Below are 20022 nucleotides of genomic sequence, written 5' to 3'. Positions count from 1 at the left end.
GCCGGGCCGGTCGACGAACCCCGACGACGACGGTCCGGCGACGCCTCGACGCTTCGCGAACGGTTGACGGAACAGACGGAGGCCGCAGAGATGACCCCTTCGAGCAGGCTGCGCAGCAGCGCGGTGCGGCGCTCCGGAGAGCTGCCGTCGGCGAGGAGCGCGGCCAGCAGGGCGATGCGGGCCTGGCCGGGCCGCAAGGTGCCGGCGAGGACGGCACCGGCGGCGGCCAGGTCGACGGCGCCGCCGCCCGTGTAGACCTCGGCGACGGGCCCGGAGGCGACGCGGGTGGACAGCACGACGTGGACGCCCTGGTCGACGGCGCGTGCGACGGCCTCGGCCATCTCGGGGGTCGCGTTGCCGGCGCCGGTGCCGACGAGCACGATGCCGCGGGCGCCGGCGGCGACGGCCGCCTCGAAGAGGACCGGGTCGCCGTCGGAGTGGTGCATGACGATGTCGACGCGCGGCGCCGCCCGGCCCTCGGCGGGCAGCGGGAGCGGCGCGGGGCGCTCGGGCTCGCGCTCGACGTCGACCTGGCCGAAGCCGAGGCGGCCGAGCCGTTCGCCGGACGGGTCGGCGAAGGGGTCGGCGGCGAGCGTCTTGGTCTTGACGGTGCCGCGGGCGGCGTGGACGAGGCCGTCGAAGACGACGAGGACGCCGAGGCCGTGGACGGTGGCCGCGACCTGGAGGGCGTCGTAGAGGTTGCCGGGGCCGTCGCCGTCGCCCGTGCCGAAGGGGCGCTGGGCTCCGGTGAAGACCACCGGGCGCGGGTCGGCGTGGTGCAGGTCGAGGAAGAAGGCCGACTCCTCGAGGGTGTCGGTGCCGTGGGTGACGACGATGCCGTCGACGCCGGGGTCGGCGAGGGTCTCGTGGACGGTGCGCAGCAGGGCGAGCTGGCGGTCGGTGGTCATCCGCGAGCTGTTCACGTTGAAGAGGTCGACGACCTCGACGTGCACGTTGTCGGGTACCGCGGCGGTCGCGACGACGTCGTCGCCCGACGCGTCGGCGGCGTACCCGCTGCCGGTCCAGCGGCTGGCTATGGTGCCGCCGGTGCTGATGACCACGATGCGGCGCGGCCGGGCGTCGCGCGTCCACTTCATGATGGCGCTGTCCTTCCTCGGGGTGCGCGGCAACGATAGGCCAACCGATGCGCAATGCGATTGCGAAATCAACCCGGACTCATGAACTCCGTGGTGGATAATTGCGCCATGGACCGAATCGATCTTCAGATCTTGCGCGAGCTTCAGCAGGACGGCCGACTGAGCAACCAGGAGCTCGCCCAGCGGATCGGCCTCAGCCCCTCCCCCTGCATGCGCCGGGTGCGTCAACTGGAACAGGACGGTGTGATCCAGGGCTATCGCGCGGTGATCGATCCCGACGCGGTCGGGCGCGGCTTCGAGGTCCTGGTGTCGGTGGAGGTGAAGCGGGACCGGGAGACGGTGGAGGCGTTCGAGGAGGCGCTCCAGGACATCCCGGACGTGATCGAGGCGTACCGCCTCTTCGGCAGCCCGGGCTGCCTGCTGCGGATCGCGGTCGCTGACCTCTCGGCGTACGAGCGCCTGTGGATCGAGCGCCTGACGACCCTGACCGGGGTCACCGAGGTGAACTCGCAGATCATCATGAAGCGGGTCAAGGAGCCGCGGGGCCTGCCGGTGGACCGCTGAGCCGGCCGTCGGCCGGGGGCGCCCGCGGGGGGCCCGGCAGGGGAGGGCCGCCGGCCTACGGATACGTCCGCACGTCGTCCTGGTACGTGCGGGCCCGCTCCTGCACGAGGGCGGGCAGTTCCCCCGTCACCAGGTCGGCGAGGGTCGTGCCCTCCAGGACCTGACGGAGGCTCGTCCGCACGGCCCGCCACACGTCGGGCAGCGGGGCCGCCGCGCCCTGGTACTCCAGACCCGTCAGTTTCAGCTCGCGCACGCTGACGAGCGGCCCGTCCATCGCCCGGATGACGTCGGCCAGTGTGATCTCCTCGGGCGGCCGGGTGAGCGAGTAGCCGCCGTCCGGGCCGCGCACGCTCGTCACGAGACGGGCCTGGCGCAGTTCGCTGAGCACCACGAAGAGAAAGCGCACCGGGATGTCCTGGCGCCCGGCGATGTCCTCCGCCTTGAGCGGCCGGTCCGGGGCGCCGGCCAGCTCCGCCATGGCCCGGATGGCGTAGTCCGTTCGTGCTGAGATCCTCACCGCCTCAATGTCTCACGAGCGGCGGGAGATCCGCCCCCGGCGGCGGCCCCGACCTGTGAACGGCGCTCCGGCGAGGCGCCGTTGTCCAAAACGGGCGTTGCCTGTGCAGTTTGTTCATCGACATAGTGAACATTGCCGTTGCCGTGCCCGCCCCGCCCCGTCCCGCCCCGCCCCGCCCCGGAGGTGCCTGTGCCGTCCGCCGAGTCTGCCGCGTCCGCCGAATCTGCCGTATCTGCCGAGTCCGCCGCGACCTCCGCGTCCGCCCGTCCTCGCCCGACCGTCGTCGTGGTCGGCGCGGGCGCGGCCGGTGCGCTCGTCGCCGTCCAGGTCTGCGAGGCGGCAGCGCGGCGGCACACGCCGCTCGACCTGGTCCTCATCGACCCCGCGCCGGAGGCCGGCCGGGGCGTCGCGTACGCCACCGAGGTCCCCGAGCACCGGCTCAACGTGCCGGTCGGAGGCATGAGCTGCTACCCGGACGACCCGGGCCACTTCCTGCGCTGGCTCTCCCGGCACGGCGAATCCACCGTCACCGCCTCGGACTTCGCCTCCCGCTACCGCTACGGCGCCTATCTCGCCGACACGCTCGGCCGTGCCATCATCGCGGCGCACGGCACGGTCTCGGTACGGCGGCTCCGCACCCGGGCCACCGGCTGCACCGACGGGCCCGGAGGACGGCTCGAGCTCCGCCTCGCCGACGGCGGGACGGTGACGGCGGACAGCGTGGTCCTCGCCACCGGGCCCGCGGCCGGCCGGGCCGACTGGGCGCCTGCCGAACTCTCCGGTTCCGACCGGTTCATCGCCCGCCCCTGGGCGCCCGGCGCGCTCGACGCCGTGGCGGCGTCGGACGACGTCCTGCTCGTGGGCACCGGTCTGACCGCGATCGACCTCGCGCTCGTCCTCGACCGGCCCGGCCGCACGGTGCACGCGGTGTCCCGCACCGGGCTGCTGCCCCAGCCGCACGCGGTCGCCCCGCTGCCCGCCGTACTGCCGCCCAAGGACCTCGCCGCGCTCCCGTTCCCCCAGCTGCGCCGGGCGGTCGTCCGGTACGTCGCCGAGACGCGCCGGACGCAGGGCGACTGGCGGCCCGCGTTCGACGGGCTACGGCCCTGGATCGCCCAGCTCTGGCAGGGCCTCGACGACGACGGGCGGACGGAGTTCCTGGGCCGCGACGCCACGCTCTGGAACGTGCACCGGCACCGAATGGCACCGTCCACGGCCGAATCGGTCGCCCGGGCGTGCGCGGCCCGACGGCTGCGGATCCACAGCGGCCGGGTGGCGGCCGCCGCACCGGCGCAGGACGGCGGCCTCGTCGTGACCCTGTCCGACGGCCGCGAGCTGCGCGCGGGATGGGTGGTGGACTGTACGGGGCCGGGGCTTCGGGCCGACGCCGGCGGCGACCCTCTGTGGCGCGGGCTGCTCGCCGACGGGCTCGCCGTGCCCGGCCCCCTGGGCATCGGCGTGGCCACCGAGTCGGGCCGGCTGCGCGACCCGCTCGGCCGGGCCGACCGCCCGTTGTACACCCTGGGCGCGCCCCGCCGGGGCGAGTTGTGGGAGACGACCGCGATCCCCGAGATCCGTGTCCAGGCGAAGGAGATCGCGGAGGCCGTCCTCGCTCCGCTCCCCCGCACCGTGCGGGCGGCGCGCCGGCGGCCCGTCGACCAGTTCGGGCTGCCGCTGTCGACCCATGGCGCGGCCGCCGCGGCCTTCCGTACCGGACTCGGCCGGGTGGTCACCGTACGGGCGAAGGCGGCCGAGGCGTTCACCCGCGCCACCGAACTGGACCCCGGCTTCGCGCTCGGACACGCGGCGCTCGCGCTGCTCGGTCACGAGGGCGGAGCCGACGTCGACGTGGCGCGGGCGCTGGCGGACGCCCAGCGCGGTGCGCGGGAACGGGCGGACGAGCGGGAGCGCTCGTTCGTCGACGTCGTCACGCGCCGGATCCGGGAGCACGACACGCCCGGCGCCGGGGACGGCGACAAGGCGCTCGTCGACCATCTGGACCGCTTTCCCGGCGACGCGTTCGCGCTCGGCATCGCGGTGCCCACCATCGCGTTCGCCGGTGTCGGGGACCTCGACGGCACCCTGGCCCTGCGCCTGGTGGAGGGCACAGCCCCGGCCTACGGCGGCCACTGGTTCCACACCTCGCTGCTCTCCTTCGTCCGTCAGGAGCAGGGCCGGATCGACGAGGCGGGCGAGCTCGCCGAGGCGGCGCTCACCGCGGAACCGGCCTCCGGCCACGCCGTGCACGCCCTCGCCCACGTGCACTACGAGTCGGGCGCGCACCAGACGGGCCGGGACTGGCTCGACGGGTGGATCGGCGGCCAGGGCCGGGGCGCCGTGCACCGGGCGCACTTCTCCTGGCACGTGGCGCTGCACGAACTCGCGCTCGACGACTCCGCCGCGGTCCGCCGTCGCTGGTTCGCCCAGCTGGCCCCGGGCCAGGTGAACGGCGTGCGGGCGCTGGTCGACTCGGGTTCGCTGCTCTGGCGGGCCCGCATGTCCCGCAACTGGACCGGCCGCATGCCCGTCGACGGGGTGCTGGACTCGGTCGCCCGCGACCTGGTCGAGCGCCCCTCGACGGCGTTCACCGCCCTGCACAGCGCCGTCGCCCTCACCGCCGCGGGCGATCTGGCCGCCCTGCGCCGGCTGCGCACCCACGCGGCCGGAGCGGACCCCGTGCAGCGGGAGGTCGTCGTCCCGCTGTGCAGTGCCCTGGAGGCCGTACTGGAGGAGGAGTGGGCCACGGCGGCGGAGCGACTGCACGGTCTGCTGCCTTCCTTGCGCCGGGTAGGGGGCAGCGCGGCACAGCGCGAAGTCGTCGAGGAGACGCTGCTGTACGCCCTGCTGGAGGCCGGTCACCGCGATTCCGCGCGCCACCTCCTGGAGCAGCGCCTCGACCGCCGCGCCTCGCCGCTGGACCGCCGCCGGCTCGCCGGACTCGGCTCCTGACCGAAGGAACCAGGGGGAATCCGGGACATTCCGGAGACCCGACGGGAAGGGCCCGCCACACCCCGTGCGGCGGGCCCTTCCCGTTTCCCGCGGAATGCCGGAAACGCTCCGTCAACCACCCCACGGAGCAGGGCATTCCGCAGCGCGAGATCGTCATGTACCGTTCAACAACACGTGTGCGCGAGGTTCGACACCCGACGTTCTACGCGCGCAGAGTGGGCGCCCGCACCGCCTTCCGCCCTTCCCCCCATCCCCCCACGGAGGTCTGACGGATGCTCGGACTCAGAAGGTCCCCTCGCCGTTTCGCCACCCTGGCCGCCTGCGGCACCCTCCTCGCCGCCGCGGCCTCCACCGCCCTCGGCTCACCCGCGGCCGCCACGCCCGATGCGACCACCGCTCCCGAGGCCGCCGCCGCCACTCCGCTGCGCGTGCTCTTCGACAACTCCAAGGCGGAGACCGCCGGCAACGCCGACTGGATCATCGGCACCGGCCAGCCCGACCCGCTCACCCAGGACCCCACACCCTCCGTCGAGACCGACTGGACGGGAGCCGTCTCCGCCTGGGGCGTGGCTCTGCAGAAGACCGGCCGCTACGCGCTCAAGACCCTTCCGTCCGGCGGCACCATCACGTACGGCACCGCCGCCGCGACCGACCTGCAGAACTTCGACACCTTCGTGCTGCCCGAGCCCAACGTGCGCCTCGGCGCGAGCGAGAAGACCGCGGTCCTGAGGTTCGTCCAGAACGGCGGCGGGCTGTTCCTCGTCTCCGACCACACCGGCGCCGACCGCAACAACGACGGCTGGGACGCGGTCGAGGTGATCAACGACCTGATGGCCGACAACGGCGTCGACAACACCGACCCGTTCGGCTTCACCGTCGACACCGGCACCGTCCAGACCGACAATCCGCGCGCGATCACCGACACCGCCGACCCCGTCCTCAACGGCGCCTTCGGCAAGGTGACCGGCAGCATCATCCGCAGCGGCACCACCGTCACCCTCAAGCCGGCCGACAACCCGGCGGTCAAGGGCCTGGTCTACCGAACGGGCTCCTCCGGCACGACCGGCGCGTTCTTCGCGACCAGCACCTTCGGCAGCGGCCGGGTCGCCGTCTGGGGCGACAGCTCCCCCGTCGACGACGGCACCGGCCAGTCCGGCAACACGCTGTACGACGGCTGGAACGATCCCGCGGGCACGAACGCGGCGCTCGCCCTCAACGCCACCGACTGGCTCTCGAAGGCGACCACCGGCGGGGGCGGGGGCGGTGGTGGCGGCACCTGTACCGCCGGCCAGCTGCTCGCCAACCCCGGCTTCGAGTCCGGTGACGTCTCCTGGACCGCCTCGCCCGGCGTCATCACCAACGACACCGCCCGCCCCGCCCGTACCGGCTCGTACAAGGCCTGGCTCAGCGGCTACGGCTCCGCCCACACCGACACGCTCGCCCAGACGGTGACGATCCCGGCGGGCTGCACCACCGCCGCCCTCGGCTTCGCCACGCGCATCGACACCGCCGAGACCACCACGACCACCGCGTACGACACGCTCAAGGTCCAGGTCCTGAACAGCGGCGGCACCGTGCTGTCCACCCTCGCCACCTACTCGAACCTCAGCGCGTCGAGCGGCTACGTGCAGCGCTCGTTCGACCTGGCCGCCTACGCGGGCCAGACCGTGACGCTGAAGTTCACCGGCACGGAGGGCTCCACCCTGCAGACCTCCTTCGTGATCGACGACACCTCGCTCACCGTCGGCTGACACCCTCTCCCCCACCCCAGAAGGGACACCACACCCATGTCCGTTGCGCACAGACGCGGTTGGAAGACCTGGGCCGCGATATCCGCCGCCCTCACCGGCCTCGTCCTTCCCGCCGTGACCGCGACCCCCGCCGGCGCCACGACCACCGCGTACGACAGCACGTACTACAAGAACGCGGTCGGCAAGACCGGCACGAGCCTCAAGTCCTCGCTGCACACCATCATCAGCAGCCAGAGCAAGATCTCGTACGACGCGGTCTGGAACGCGCTCAAGGTCACCGACCAGGACCCGAACAACGCCGGCAACGTGCTCCTGCTCTACAGCGGCGTCTCCCGCAGCAAGAGCCTGAACGGCGGCGACGTCGGCGACTGGAACCGCGAGCACGTGTGGGCGCAGTCGCACGGCAACTTCGGCACCTCGGCCGGCCCCGGCACCGACCTGCACCACCTGCGCGCCTGCGACGTCCAGGTCAACAGCACGCGCGGCAACAAGGACTTCGACAACGGCGGCAGCGCGGTCAGCGGCGCGCCGGGCAGCTACACGGACGCCAACTCCTTCGAGCCGCGCGACGCCGACAAGGGCGACGTGGCCCGGATGATCCTGTACATGGCCGTCCGCTACGAGGGCGACGACGCCTGGCCCGACCTGGAGGCCAACGACTCCATCAACGGCAGCGTGCCCCTCCACGGCCGCCTCTCGGTCCTGAAGCAGTGGAACGAGCAGGACCCGCCGAGCGCCTTCGAGGAGCGCCGCAACGACGTCATCTACAACTCCTACCAGGGCAACCGCAATCCGTTCATCGACCACCCGGAGTGGGTCGAGGCAATCTGGTGACCCGAGCGTGAGACGTCCGGGCTCCCCGCGTCCGCGGGGAGCCCGGACGCACAGGTCCGACGGGGGTCCGCGTGGACGACTCAGCACGGTGCCGCGAGGCGGCACGGGGGCGGCGCGGAATGCTCCGCTGCCGGATCGCCACGGCCGGGATCACGGTGCAGGACATCCTGTGCTGCGAGGACAGCACGGGGTTCATCGGCCCCGGGCGGGCCGACGCCCACACCGTGGTCCTCGCCCGCTCCGGCGGCTATCTGCGCCGTATCGCCGGAGAGGAGTTCTTCGTCGACCCGACGGGCGGCTACCTCACCCGGCCGGGCGACGAGCACCAGGTCGCCCACCCCGCCGGCCCCGGCGACCGCTCCTCCGAGATCCGCATCACCCCGGCACTCTTCGCCGACCGCTTCGACGGCCCGTCGGCCTCCCGCCGCTTCACGGTCACCGGCACCGTCGACCTGCACCACCGGACCCTGCTGGCCGCCGCCCGCGGAGCCGCCGACACCTTCGAACTGACCGACCGGCTGCACCGTCTCGTCGACGAGGTGGCCGCGTCCGCCGGCCACTGGCACGGCGACACCGCCGTCCGCCCCGCCACCGCCCGCGCCCACGCCCGCCTGGTCCGCGACACCTGCGCCCTCCTGGCCACCGGCGCCCCGGCGCTCCGCCTCTCGCTGGAAGACCTGGCCCGCTCCGTCGGCGCCTCCCCCCACCACCTCAGCCGCGTCTTCCGCGCCGTCACCGGGACCAGCCTCACGCACTACCGCAACGACCTGCGGATCCGCGGCGTCCTCCACGCCCTGGAGGAGGGCGAACACGCCCTCCGCGCCCTCGCCCACGCCTACGGCTTCGCCGACCAGTCCCACCTGACCCGCCTGTGCCGCGGCCACACGGGGCACGCGCCGAGCGCCGTGCGGCGGCTTCTCACGGAACGCGCATGAATGTCCAACGCCCCGCCACCCGCCGCCCCGCATCATGGCGGCGGCCGGACAACCGGCCGGTGCCGGACCGTGGCGTCCGCGACGGCGCGGACGGCACGGACGGCACGCCGTCTTCCGAGCGGGGGAACCTGATGACCTTCCTGACCAGAGCCGGTACGGCCCTGCTGGCCGTGCTGACCGCCGCCGCGTGCGCGGCGTCGGCGCCCGGAGCGGCCGGTGCGCCGATCACGACGACGACCCGGCCCGGTGGGACGCCGGTGCTGACGGGGCAGCGGCCCTGTGCCGGGCAGCCGGACGTGACCTGTGCCGATCTGAGCGTGCCGCTGGACCGAGCGGGCGCCGTGCCGGGAACGCTGAAGTTGCAGGTTGCAGTGTACGGGGCGGCCGATGCGCCCAAAGGCACGCTGCTGTTCCTCACCGGTGGGCCGGGGCAGCCGGGTGTGCCGTTCGTGCAGCGGATGCGTACACGGCTGCCCCGGGCCCTCGCGCAGTACCGGCTGGTGATGCTCGATCAGCGGGGCACGGGTGAGGGTGCTGTCGACTGCCCCGGCCTGCAGAAGGAGGTGGGCAGCAGCGACACCGTCGCGCCGACGCCCGGGGCCGTCATCGCCTGTGCCGACAGCCTGGGCGAGCGGCGGAACTTCTACACCACCGCGGACACCGTGGCCGATCTGGAGGACCTGCGGCGGGCCCTCGGCGTGACGTCGTGGACGCTGGACGGGGTCTCGTACGGGACCTTCACCGCCGGACAGTACGCGCTCGCGCACCCGGCGCGGGTGCGCAGGCTCGTCCTCGACTCCGTCGTCCCGCTCGACGGGGCCGGGGTGCTGTACGAGGAGGCGTTCGGGCACGCGGGGCGGGTGCTGCGCACCGCCTGCCGGGAGCAGGGCTGCGGGTTCGACCCGGCCCGTGACCTCGCGACCGTGGTGCGCCGGGACGGGAACGGGGTCGGGGTCTTCAACCTGCTCGTCATCGCGAGCATCATCGACCCGAAGCTCGCCGATCCCCGGTTCGGCATCCTGAGCGCGCTGCACGCCTCGGCCGGGGGCGAGCCGGCCCGGCTCGACGCGCTGGTGGCCGGCTTCTCGGCGCCCTCCGACGAACCGCCCGCGGAGTTCAGCTCCGGGCTGCACGCCGCCACGCTGTGCGCCGACTCGCGCTGGCCCTGGGGCGACTCGGCGGCGCCCGTCGAGAACCGGCAGCAGGCGCTGGACCGGGCCGTGCGCCGGATCCGACCGGCCGCGGTGTGGCCGTTCCAGCGGGAGACCGCCGGCGAGCAGGGGATCCCGCAGACCTGTCTGCCCTGGCCGGTCTCGCGTCCGAACCGGCCGGCGTCGGGCCGCACCTTGACGGTGCCGGTGCTGCTGCTCGCCGGTGACCGCGACCTGTCGACGCCCGTGCAGTGGGCGCGCGCCCTCGCCGCGGCGACCCCGCGGGCCGAGCTCGTCGTCGTCGAGGGCGCCGGGCACTCCACACAGAGCCGGAGCGACGGGGGCGCGCGGGCGGCCGAGGCCTTCCTGCTGCGTTAGGGGCCCGGCACGCCAGGGGACGTCAGCCGGGTACGGAGGCGGCGCCACCGGGCCGGGGCCGGCCGGCCCGGTGCGTCGGCGGTGACCCGCCCCGCGGGTTCTAGGCGCACGCGGCGTGGGCCCGGTGGCGTCAGGACGTGCCGGGGAGCCGGACGGTGACGAGGAGGCCACCGGCGGGGCGGGGGGCGAGGTCGAGGGTCCCCCCGTGGGCCCGGACGATGCTGTGCACGAGGGCGAGGCCGAGGCCGACGCCGGGGTGCTCGTCGGTGCGCGCGCGTTCCGTTCCGCGCTGGAAGGGTTCCGTGAGGGTCGGCACCAGGTCCGGTGGCAGCGGGCTGCCCGTGTTCTCGACCCGCACCACGCTCGCGTCGCCCTGCGCTTCGGTGTGGACCGTCACGGTGCCGCCGGCGGGGAGGTTGTGGACGACGGCGTTCTGGACGAGGTTCGTCACCATGCGCAGCAGGAGCTCCGCGGAGCCGCTGGTCCGGGTCGCCGCGCCGGTGACGTCGAGGGTGATCCCGCGCCGCTCGGCGAGGGGGAGCAGGGTCTCGGCGGCCTCCTCGGCGACGAGGGAGAGGTCGACGCTCTCGCGGGTGAAGGTCCCGCGGTCGCTGCGGCTGAGCAGCAGGAGCGCCTCGGTGAGGTCGATGGCGCGCGAGTTGACCTCCTGCAGGCGGGCGAAGACCTCGTCGCGGTCCCGCGTGGGGTCCCTGCGGGCGACGTCGAGCAGGGTCTGCGAGACGGCCAGCGGGGTGCGCAGTTCGTGGGAGGCGTTCGCGGCGAACCTCTGCTGCTCCGCGACGTGCGACTCGAGCTGTTCGAGCATGGTGTCGAACGTGTCGGCGAGTTCGCGGAACTCGTCCTGGCGGCCTTCCATGTGGATCCGGTGCGCCAGCGACCCGCTTCCTGCCAGGCGTGCCGCGGTCGTGATCCGGGTGAGCGGTGCGAGCATGCGGCCGGCCAGGATCCATCCGCCCACGAGACCGAACAGGAGCAGGAAGAGCATCGCCAGGGCCGCGGCGGGGGCGAAGGTGCGGACGAGGAGGTAGCGGTTGGGCGAGATCCCGAGCAGGCCCTGGGAATTGTCGGGGACGTAGCGGAGCAGGAACACCCACACCACGACCAGCAGCAGGGCGCCGGCGACGGCGAGGAACCCGGCGTAGCTGAGGGTGAGTTTCAGTCGGGCGCTGGGCCCTGGGCGTCTAGGCATGCGTACGGCCGGGGCGGGCGGCGTCAGGGTCGGTGTCGATGCGGTAGCCGACACCCGGCACCGTGGCGATGATCCACGGTTCGCCGAGCCGTTTGCGCAGGGCCGAGACGGTGATGCGGACGGCGTTGGTGAAGGGGTCGGCGTTCCCGTCCCAGGCCCGTTCCAGAAGCTCTTCGGTGCTGACGACGCCGCCCTCGGCGGCGACGAGGACCTCGAGCACGGCGAACTGTTTGCGGGTGAGCGCGACGTAGCGGCCGTCGCGGAAGACCTCCCGGCGGAAGGGGTCGACGCGCAGCCCCGCGATCTCGCGGACCGGGGGCCGGGCGTACGCGCGCCTGCGGTCGAGCGCCCGCAGGCGCAGGACGAGCTCCCGCAGCTCGAACGGCTTGGTGAGGTAGTCGTCCGCGCCGAGCTCGAACCCGGAGGCCTTGTCGTCGATCCGGTCGGCGGCGGTGAGCATGAGGATCGGGATGCCGCTGCCGGAGGCGACGATGCGCCGGGCGACCTCGTCGCCGGAGGGGCCGGGGATGTCGCGGTCGAGGACCGCGAGGTCGTAGGAGTTGACGGCGAGCAGTTCCAGGGCGGAGTCGCCGTCGCCGGCGATGTCGGCGGCGATCGCCTCCAGCCGGAGACCGTCCCGTACGGCTTCCGCCAGGTAGGGCTCGTCCTCCACGATCAGTACGCGCATGCCCGAAGCCTAGGCAAGCCCGCATATCGCCGGCATATGCAACGGCGTGCGCGCACCGGACAGGTGACTCAGCCGGCCGGCGCCGGCGCGGGGGCCGGCCGGTCCGACGGCGCTCGCTCCACGGTGCGCCACCAGCGGCGCGACGCCAGCCCGGCCAGCGCGGCGCCGGCGGCGTTGACCAGGACGTCGTCCATGGAGGACACCCGGTCGAGCCGCAGGGCGTACTGGGCGGTTTCGACCAGGACCGAGCAGCCCGCCCCGAGGGCCAGGATCCGCGGCACGGACGCGAGCGCCGCGAACCGCATCGGGGCGAAGAATCCCAGCGACGCGAAGACCAGCAGGTTGCCGCCGACCCCGAGCGGCCCCATCGTGGCCAGGTCCCGCAGCGGTACCAGGCTCAGCCGCCCGGGGACGCTCCCCGCCCCGGCTCCCGGCATCATGGTCATCCAGACGAACGGCACCGTCCCGTGGACCATGCCCACCTCGGCCAGCGACGTCCGCCACGCCTGCGCGCCGCCGGCGGCTCTCCGGCGGCGGGCCAGGACCCAGGCCACCGCGGTCGCCAACGGCAGGGCGGCCAACGTCATGAGCACCACGCCGTTGAAGGTGTCGAAGCAGCCGTGCCACCGTCCGGCCATGCACCTCGGAGCGGACATCATGAGCGGTCCCCGCACGACGAACGCGGCGCCTGCCACTGCGAGGGCGGCCACGCCGACGAGGACGATCCTGCGCGTACGGCGGGGCGGTGCCGACGGTGCTGCGTTGCGGTTCATGTGCCCCATGGGACACGGAGGGCCGTTGCGACGGCGTATGCGCTTTTCGATACGCCCGCGATACGCGGGTCCGCCGCGGCTCGGCGCCCCGACCGGTGCCCCCAGTCACAGAGCAGCGTCGGCGCTGTGGCCCCGCCCTGGCGGTGGTCCGCAGCCGTCTCGACGCCGTCGGACAGATCGCTCACAGCCACGAGGTGAAACCGAACGACCATCGCCGCTGCGAGCGCCCGAAACACACGCCGAAGCGGGGTGACGGGCAAGAAGGGGACCGCCAGCGACCTCAGCGCAATGCCTGTTCCGTGGACCAGACTGGTGGTATCGGATTCGGGAGGTCTCCATGCATGCCCAGCCGAGCGCCACCACGACGGCGGAGCCCCTCGTGCTCGACGCGGCTCTGCCCGAGTTCCGGTTCTCCCGCCGGGGGTGCGCCGTGATCGCCGCCGCACCGGACGTCGTGTACGGCGCAGCCCGTGATCTGGGCATGCTGTCCATGCACTCGCCGCTGTTCGACGCGGTCACACGGGCGGACGGCGCACCTGACCTACGAAGCGCGTACCGCTTGCACCGACCCGGTCGCCACCACGCGGTTCGGCCGCTGATGGACGCTTGTCTCCCCGGCCGTCGGCGTCGTGCTCCGCGGAGCGCTGCGGGCGATCGAAGCGGCAGTGGAGTCCGGAGAAAGAAGCACCTGAGGAGATAGGTCGTCATGCGTGCTGTGATCGTGTACGAGAGCCTGTTCGGCAACACGCGCGAGGTGGCCGACGCGATCGGCGAGGGCGTGAGGGAAGCGCATCCGGACGCCGAGGTCGAGTGCGTGGCCGTGGCCGACGCACTGCCGGAGCGCATCGGCCCCACCGACCTGTTGGTCGTCGGCGGACCGACCCATATGCGGGGCATGACCACCGGGATGAGCCGGAGGATGGGGCTCAAGACCGAGGAGAAGGAAGCCGAGAAGGAAGAGCGTCCCTTCACCCCCGAGGAGGATGCCGAGGGCCCTGGCGTCCGCGACTGGTTCCACGACACGCTCCCGAAGGCCCACACCGGCACCCATGCCGCCGCGGCCTTCGACACCAGGGCGGACATGCGCCTGGCGGGCGCCGCCGCCAGCGGCATCGCACGTCGGCTGCGCAGCCACGGTTATGAACTCGTCGCAGAGCCAGAGGGATTCATCATCGAGGAGATCGACGGACCACTGCGCACAGGCGAGCGGGATCGCGCGAGGGCGTGGGGCGCGGCTCTCCAGATCGCTTGACCGCCCCGTACGCCCCGGCCCGGGGCCGCCTTGTTCGACACGTGCCGCGAGGTCGTCCAGCCGGCATCGGGTCCGGGATCAGGAATCCGGCGCGTGCCGCAGACTGCGGGACGCCGCAGGCGGGTCTCACACGCCTCGCACGGGCCGACCTGGGGTCCAAGGGACCATCCGGCCCTCCTCTCCCAGACGGACTGCGGCCAGACTGGAGTGGACCGCGATGCGGAGGCCGCCGATGAGCACCACCCCTGACCCACGGCTCCGTCCGTACTGGCACGGTCGCCGTCGACGTCCGGGGATGCGGCAAGCGGCCGGCCGTCGACGGCGTCAGAGCCGGCGAAGGGACAGATGCTCGCCCACCGTCTCTTCTCCGCCCGCGTGCGGCTGCTGGATCTCTGCGCGCCGCACGGGTGCACCCTGTAGATCTCGCCCCCCTGGGAGGACGTGATGACCGCCTCGCGCTACACCGTCAGCGACGTCATGACCCACACCGCCATCGCCATCGGGCGTGACGCGCCGTACAAGGAGATCGTCGCGCTCATGGACCAGTGGAAGGTGAGCGCCTTGCCCGTTCTGGAGGGAGAGGGACGGGTGATCGGGGTCGTGTCCGAGGCCGATCTGCTGCCCAAGGAGGAGTTCCGCACGATCGAGCCTCGCCCGGACGAGTTCGCCGCGGCGTCCAAGGCCGGAGCCGTACGCGCCGGTGAACTCATGTCCAGCCCGGCCGTGACCGTCCATCCCGACGCCACGCTCGCCGAAGCGGCACGGATCATGGCGACGCGGAGGGTGAAGCGCCTGCCCGTGGTCAACGGCGTCGGCATGTTGGAGGGTGTGGTCAGCCGGAGCGATCTGCTGAAGGTGTTCCTCCGTGCGGACGCCGAGATCGAGGAGGACATCCGCCACTCCGTCCTCGGCGAGCCGGCCACCCCCGTGGGGCTGGACGTGGTGGTCGCGGACGGTGTGGCCACGATCCGTGGGTCCCTCGCCGACCGGTCGATGGTGCCGCTGGTCGCCCGCGCCGTGCGGGCGGTGGAGGGCGTCGTCGACGTCCGGATGGATCTCGGTGCCCCTTGAGACGCTCGGCAAGCTCGGCTTGGAGCGCCGCGTACAGGCCGCCGTCACCGCCGCCCGGGCCCACGAGCGCGACGCCGAGGAGGCGTAGCTCGTTCCCGCTCGGTCGCAGCGGGATCCGCCACTCGCGTACCGTGCCGCTGCCGTGTTCCGCCCGCGCGCGGACCGAGAGCGTGCCGCCCGGCCGCTCGGCCCGTTCTGGGAGGTTCCGCAGTCCGCTGCGCCTGCCGCTTTGCGGGATGCCGACAGCATCGTCGCGCAGCCGCCGCCTCATCCACCGCCCTGTCGCCTGACGGGCACGTACTCACGGTGGTTCCGGTGTCCCCGACCCCGACCCCGACCCTGACCCCGCCCCTGACCCTCCAGCCGGATTCGCCCCCCGGAAGGCGGTGCGGACGAGTCGCGCGGCAAGGAACGCCACGGGGACACCGGCCCATGCGATCCCGACGCCCGCCCAGCCGAGTGGCTCGGTCTCCAGGACCGAGCTCAGGAAGGGCACGTACAGCGCCGCCACGGCAAGCAGGGCGGAGGCGAGTACGGACAGGGGAAGGAACGGGTTCTTCCGGGTGAGCAGCCGGGCGCGGAGTCCCAGGACGGCACCGAGCTGAGCGGCGAGTAGCGCCAGGAAGAGGACGCTCTGCCAGGCGAGGTCGACTGCGCGGGCGCCGAGTCCCGCGCCGAGGGAGACCGCCGTGACGACAGCGGCCAGGACGAGCAGGCGCTGCCAGGCACCGCCGCCCAGGATGTGCTGGTCCGGCGGACGGGGCGGTCGGCGCATCGCGCCCGGGGAGGCCGGTTCCGCGCCCATGGCGACTCCGGTGAGGCCGTGCGTCAGGAGGTTGATCCACAGGATCTGCCCCGCTCGCAGGGGCAGGGGCAGTCCCAGCAGGGGGCCGAGCAGCATGATGAGGATCTCGGCGGCGCCGCCGGCCATCCCGTAGACGAGGAAGCGGCGGATGTTGTCGTAGACGCGTCGTCCCTCGTCGACGGCCGCCACGACCGTCGAGAGCTCGTCGTCGGTGAGGACCAGGTCGGCCGCCTGCCGAGCCACCTCCGTTCCGCGCGCTCCCATGGCGACGCCGATGTCGGCCTGGTGCAGTGCGGGGCCGTCGTTGACCCCGTCGCCCGTCATCGCGGTGACCGCTCCGCGGGCGCGCCACGCCTCGACGATGTCCAGCTTCTGCTGGGGATCCGTGCGGGCGAAGACCCGCACCGAGGTGAGGTCGGGAACGCGACCCGCGGCCACATCCGCTCCCGTGACGACGTGGCCTTCTGGCTCGCCGCCATCGCCCAGGAGCGCGACACGGGACGCCACCGCCCGAGCCGTCGCCGGATGGTCACCGGTGATGAGGACGGGGGTGATGCCGGCCGCGCGGCAGGACGCGAGGGTCGCGGCGGCATGCGGCTTGGGCGGGTCGCTCAACGCGACGAGTCCGAGGAGCGAGAGCCCCGACTCCGCCGCGGTGACCGGGCTCGGGAGGTCGTTCCGCCCGCCCGATGCCACTGCGAGCACGCGGTACCCCCGGGCAGCCAGGCTCGCGGCCTCCCGGCGGGCAGCCTCCAGGGTCTGCGGACGATCGAGCAGAACGGCCGGGTCGAGTACGGCCTCGGGGGCGCCCTTGAGACAGACGAGCACCCGACCGTCCTCGGTCGTGTGGACCGTGGTCATGCGTCGGCGCAGGCTGTCGAAGGGCGCTTCGTCGATCCGGGGGCGGGAGGCGGCCAGTTCCGTGGGATCCGGGCAGCCCGTCTTGGCCGCGGCCGTCAGCAGGGCTGCTTCCATGGGATCGCCCAGGGCCGTCCAGCGGCCGTCGCAGGCCCTGTCGTCCGGCGGACGCAGCGTGGCGTCGTTGCACAGGGCGGTCACGGTCAGGAGCTCCCTCAAGGGCTCGAGCTCGTCCGCTTCCGCCGGCCGCCCGTTCACGAGGACCTCGCCCACGGGTTCGTACCCCACGCCCGAGAGCTCGGCGCTCACGCGCGGTGTCCAGACGTGCTGGACGACCATGCGGCCCTCGGTCAGGGTGCCGGTCTTGTCGGTGGCGAGGACGGATACCGAGCCGAGCGTCTCGACCGCGGGAAGCCGGCGCACCAGGGCGTGCCGGGCGACCATACGCCGGGCTCCGAGAGCCAGGGCCAGGGTGACGACCGCGGGAAGGGACTCGGGAACCGCCGCGACGGCCAGGCTGATGGCGGTGACCGCCATCGTGCCGAGCGGGAGCCCCCTGACCAGGCCGAGGGCGAAGACGAGCACGCACAGGGCGAGCGTCACGGCAGCGAGAACGCGCCCGAGGGAGGCGAGGCGGCGCTGCAACGGGGTCGGCTCACGGCGCTCGTCGAGAAGAGCCGCGATGCGGCCGAGGGCGCTGGCAGCACCGGTCGCCGTGATCACGGCCACGCCTCGGCCCCGGACGACGACCGTGCCCGCGCTCAGCGTCGCGCCGGCGTCCTTGTCGACGGGCACGGACTCCCCGCTGAGCATGGACTCGTCGACCAGGACCGCGGATGCCTCGGCAAGCGCGGCGTCGGCGGCGACGATGTCGCCCTCACCGACCAGGAGGACATCCCCTGGGACGACCGCCGCCGCTGGGAGGTCACGGACGGCGCCGTCGCGCCGCACGCGCGCGTGCGGGGCGGTGAGGGCGGAGAGGGCGGCGACGGCGTTGTCGGCCCGGATCTCCTGCGCCACCCCGACGGTCGTGTTCACGAGGACGACCAGCCCGATGACGATCGCGTCGGGATGGTCGCCGATCGCGAGGGTCAGCACGACGGCCCCGAGAAGCACCATGATCAGCGGGTCGGTCAGCTGGGCCAGGACCCGCTTGTGGAGCCGTACGGGCTTGCTCGCCGTCACCTCGTTGGGACCTGTTTCGGCGAGTCGGCGGGCGGCCTCCTCCTGGGTGAGTCCCGTCGTCTCCCGCACCAGGATGGGCACCCGGTCCGCCGCCGTCCCCGCCATGGCCCGCTCACCCCGCGGGGACTGTGATCATCGGGCAGTGGGCACGGTGCAGCAACCCGTGGACGACGGAGCCGACGCCCATCCCGGTGTACCCACCCCGGCCCCGACGGCCTACGACGACGGCCAGGGCGTGTTCGGCGGCGGTCGCGAGCGTCTCGACGGCCTCGACGCCCGGCCGCCGGGACCGAGCCCAGCCGAATGCTGCACGAAGGGCTCGCATGCCGGCCTGCCGCCGTGCCAGGTGACGAGGAGTGTCGTCGACATCTGGGGTGTCGTGCTGCGGTGTTACGGCGACCACGAGGCGCAGTCGCACGCCTCGCAGGTGGGCCTCGTCCACTGACCAGGCAAGGGGCAGGTGCCAGTTCTTGACCGGGTCGATGCCGACCGCGATGTCGTGTCGGGCCGTGGTGCGTGTCATGACGTACTCCCGTGTCCTGGCCCTTGCCGAGGGATGAGCTCCACGGGGCATCGGGCGTGCTGCAGCAGGCCGAGCGTGATCCGTCCGATGGTGGGCCCGGGATAGCCGGGCGACCGCCGGCCCCCGACGACGAGCAGGTCGGTGTGGCGCGATGCCTCGACGAGAGCTCCGGGCACGCTGTGGCTTCTCTGACCTTCGGCGTGCACGGCCAGTTCCGGAAACTCCTGCCGGACCCTGTCCGCCACCGAGGTGAGCGCGCGTACGTGATCGCAGGCTGTCTCCTCGCCACCGTTGCGCAGCACAGTCCGCGGTCCGCCGGACAACCCCACACCCCAGATGTGCAGGAGTCGCAGGGGCACCTTGCACAGCAGGGCCTCACGGGCCGCCGCACGGGCGCAGACCACGTCGGCCTCGTCCCGGACCGCAGCCAGGACGAGGCTTGTCCCGGCGGGCTCGACGGCCCCCCGCACCACGACCACGGGCGTGGTCGCGGCGGCCGCGACCTCAAGGCCGACCGAACCGAGCAGCAGCGACGAGAAGCCGCCGAGGCCGCGGTGTCCGACGACGACCCTGCCGAGGCCGGGACGGGCCGTGGTTCCGCCCATCGTTCCTCCTCACACGCCATGAGGGACTCGTTCCCACTCTGGCAGCCGGTGCGGCGCCGCCGGAGGGCCGGTGGGGCCCATGACGGGACCGAAGGGCCCCCGCCCTGGCCAGTCGGAGTACGGAGGGGCGGTGACGTGCCCGTTCGGTCCTGCCCGGGGACCGTTCGGCCCTCGCGGCTCCCAGGCATGCGCTGGAGTCTGGTTACGCGGGACAGCGCACCTTCCGGACCCGCGACAGGAGGCGCCGCGATGAGGCACATGAAGATCGGCGGTCTCATGACCAGCAACGTGATCTCCGCCGTCCCCGCGACCTCGTTCAGGGAGATCGCGAAGCTGCTCGCCGAGCACGACATCAGCGGGATCCCCGTGGTGGACGAGGACGACCACGTCGTCGGGGTCGTCTCCGAGAGCGACCTCCTGGCCCACCACGAGCTGACCGCACGGGATCTGATGACCACGCCGGCCATCACTGTCCACGCCGAGGAGACAGTGGCCGACGCGGGGCGGCTGATGGTGCGTCGCGGAGTCGAGCGCCTGCCCGTGGTCGACGTGGAGGATCGGCTGGTCGGCATCGTGACGCGCCGTGACCTGCTCTGCGTCTACCTCCGCCCGGACGCGGAGATACGGCGCCGCGTCCGCGAGGACGTCCTGACGGACGCCATGGACCTGCCCGGGGACGCGGTGGACGTGCACGTCCTCGACGGCGTGGTCACCCTCGCCGGTCGTCTCCGTCGGCACAGCCAGGCCCAGACGCTCGTCGGACTCGCCGAGCGGGTGGACGGCGTCGTCGCCGTCGTGGACCGGCTGTCCTTCCACGAGGACGACACGCGTCTTCCGTCCCCCGCCAGGACTCCGCAAGACACGTCTTGGTGACCC

General features: G+C 73.3%; 17 protein-coding genes. 9 read left to right on the top strand and 8 right to left on the bottom strand.

All coding sequences use genetic code 11. The annotated features are described in order from the left end of the window. A partial coding sequence (locus AB0M16_RS24915; protein WP_365346478.1) for an asparaginase occupies positions 1 to 1097 on the bottom strand: 1097 nt, incomplete at its 3' end. 108 nt (positions 1098 to 1205) lie between these two features. Between AB0M16_RS24915 and AB0M16_RS24910 the strand changes: the two genes are divergently transcribed. Continuing rightward, positions 1206 to 1661, top strand: a complete 456-nt coding sequence (locus tag AB0M16_RS24910) for an Lrp/AsnC family transcriptional regulator (protein WP_365346476.1) — start codon at positions 1206 to 1208, stop codon at positions 1659 to 1661. A 55-nt stretch (positions 1662 to 1716) separates the two neighbouring features. Here the strand turns inward: AB0M16_RS24910 and AB0M16_RS24905 are convergent, their stop codons facing one another. Further along, the gene (locus tag AB0M16_RS24905; protein ID WP_365346474.1) at positions 1717 to 2178 is read right to left on the bottom strand and encodes an Rrf2 family transcriptional regulator; all 462 of its coding nucleotides are present in this window, start codon (positions 2176 to 2178) and stop codon (positions 1717 to 1719) included. A 285-nt stretch (positions 2179 to 2463) separates the two neighbouring features. On the opposite strand from AB0M16_RS24905, the gene AB0M16_RS24900 reads away from it, so the two are divergent. The 5 genes from AB0M16_RS24900 to AB0M16_RS24880 all read left to right on the top strand — a co-directional run bounded on the left by AB0M16_RS24900 (position 2464) and on the right by AB0M16_RS24880 (position 10176). Beyond that, positions 2464 to 5127 (top strand): FAD/NAD(P)-binding protein, encoded by a 2664-nt coding sequence (locus tag AB0M16_RS24900; RefSeq protein ID WP_365346473.1) that lies wholly within the window; start codon positions 2464 to 2466, stop codon positions 5125 to 5127. A gap of 272 nt (positions 5128 to 5399) precedes the next feature. Next, on the top strand, positions 5400 to 6878 hold the full coding sequence (locus AB0M16_RS24895; RefSeq protein WP_365346471.1) for a hydrolase: 1479 nt from the start codon (positions 5400 to 5402) through the stop codon (positions 6876 to 6878). 36 nt (positions 6879 to 6914) lie between these two features. Continuing rightward, entirely contained in the window at positions 6915 to 7712 is a 798-nt protein-coding gene (locus AB0M16_RS24890; RefSeq protein WP_365346469.1) for an endonuclease, read from the top strand. 71 nt (positions 7713 to 7783) lie between these two features. Then, complete coding sequence (locus tag AB0M16_RS24885; protein WP_365346467.1) at positions 7784 to 8647, top strand: AraC family transcriptional regulator; 864 nt, start codon at positions 7784 to 7786, stop codon at positions 8645 to 8647. Continuing rightward, positions 8644 to 10176, top strand: coding sequence for an alpha/beta fold hydrolase (locus AB0M16_RS24880; RefSeq protein ID WP_365346465.1), 1533 nt, complete (start codon positions 8644 to 8646; stop codon positions 10174 to 10176). The genes AB0M16_RS24885 and AB0M16_RS24880 overlap by 4 nt, the downstream gene beginning before the upstream one ends. Positions 10177 to 10306: 130 nt before the next feature. Here the strand turns inward: AB0M16_RS24880 and AB0M16_RS24875 are convergent, their stop codons facing one another. The 3 genes from AB0M16_RS24875 to AB0M16_RS24865 all read right to left on the bottom strand — a co-directional run bounded on the left by AB0M16_RS24875 (position 10307) and on the right by AB0M16_RS24865 (position 12847). Then, positions 10307 to 11386 carry a HAMP domain-containing sensor histidine kinase gene (locus AB0M16_RS24875; protein ID WP_365346463.1) on the bottom strand — a complete coding sequence of 360 codons (1080 nt, stop codon included), beginning with the start codon at positions 11384 to 11386 and terminating at the stop codon, positions 10307 to 10309. Continuing rightward, the gene (locus AB0M16_RS24870) at positions 11379 to 12074 is read right to left on the bottom strand and encodes a response regulator transcription factor (protein ID WP_365346461.1); all 696 of its coding nucleotides are present in this window, start codon (positions 12072 to 12074) and stop codon (positions 11379 to 11381) included. The genes AB0M16_RS24875 and AB0M16_RS24870 overlap by 8 nt, the downstream gene beginning before the upstream one ends. A gap of 68 nt (positions 12075 to 12142) precedes the next feature. After that, on the bottom strand, positions 12143 to 12847 hold the full coding sequence (locus AB0M16_RS24865) for a VanZ family protein (protein ID WP_365346459.1): 705 nt from the start codon (positions 12845 to 12847) through the stop codon (positions 12143 to 12145). A gap of 706 nt (positions 12848 to 13553) precedes the next feature. Here AB0M16_RS24865 and AB0M16_RS24860 point away from each other — a divergent pair. Together AB0M16_RS24860 and AB0M16_RS24855 are read left to right on the top strand one after the other, a co-directional pair. Beyond that, positions 13554 to 14099 carry a flavodoxin domain-containing protein gene (locus tag AB0M16_RS24860; RefSeq protein ID WP_365346457.1) on the top strand — a complete coding sequence of 182 codons (546 nt, stop codon included), beginning with the start codon at positions 13554 to 13556 and terminating at the stop codon, positions 14097 to 14099. A 444-nt stretch (positions 14100 to 14543) separates the two neighbouring features. Next, positions 14544 to 15170 carry a CBS domain-containing protein gene (locus AB0M16_RS24855; protein ID WP_365346455.1) on the top strand — a complete coding sequence of 209 codons (627 nt, stop codon included), beginning with the start codon at positions 14544 to 14546 and terminating at the stop codon, positions 15168 to 15170. Positions 15171 to 15471: 301 nt separating this feature from the next. Here the strand turns inward: AB0M16_RS24855 and AB0M16_RS24850 are convergent, their stop codons facing one another. Genes AB0M16_RS24850 through AB0M16_RS24840 form a run of 3 tightly spaced genes read right to left on the bottom strand, consistent with a single transcriptional unit; the run spans position 15472 to position 19146 of the window. Further along, entirely contained in the window at positions 15472 to 18123 is a 2652-nt protein-coding gene (locus AB0M16_RS24850; protein ID WP_365346453.1) for a cation-translocating P-type ATPase, read from the bottom strand. Between the two features lie 7 nt (positions 18124 to 18130). Further along, complete coding sequence (locus tag AB0M16_RS24845; protein WP_365346451.1) at positions 18131 to 18541, bottom strand: universal stress protein; 411 nt, start codon at positions 18539 to 18541, stop codon at positions 18131 to 18133. Next, a complete protein-coding gene (locus AB0M16_RS24840) occupies positions 18538 to 19146 on the bottom strand; it encodes a universal stress protein (RefSeq protein WP_365346449.1) in 609 nt (202 codons plus the stop codon). The genes AB0M16_RS24845 and AB0M16_RS24840 overlap by 4 nt, the downstream gene beginning before the upstream one ends. Before the next feature lie 249 nt (positions 19147 to 19395). On the opposite strand from AB0M16_RS24840, the gene AB0M16_RS24835 reads away from it, so the two are divergent. Continuing rightward, positions 19396 to 20019, top strand: coding sequence for a CBS domain-containing protein (locus tag AB0M16_RS24835; RefSeq protein ID WP_365346447.1), 624 nt, complete (start codon positions 19396 to 19398; stop codon positions 20017 to 20019). Positions 20020 to 20022 lie beyond the last annotated feature (3 nt).

This window comes from Streptomyces sp. NPDC051921 (genome assembly GCF_040680975.1).
Lineage (GTDB): Bacteria > Actinomycetota > Actinomycetes > Streptomycetales > Streptomycetaceae > Streptomyces.
Note: the sequence above shows the minus strand (reverse complement) of the source record. Positions and strands in the feature narration are given on the sequence as shown.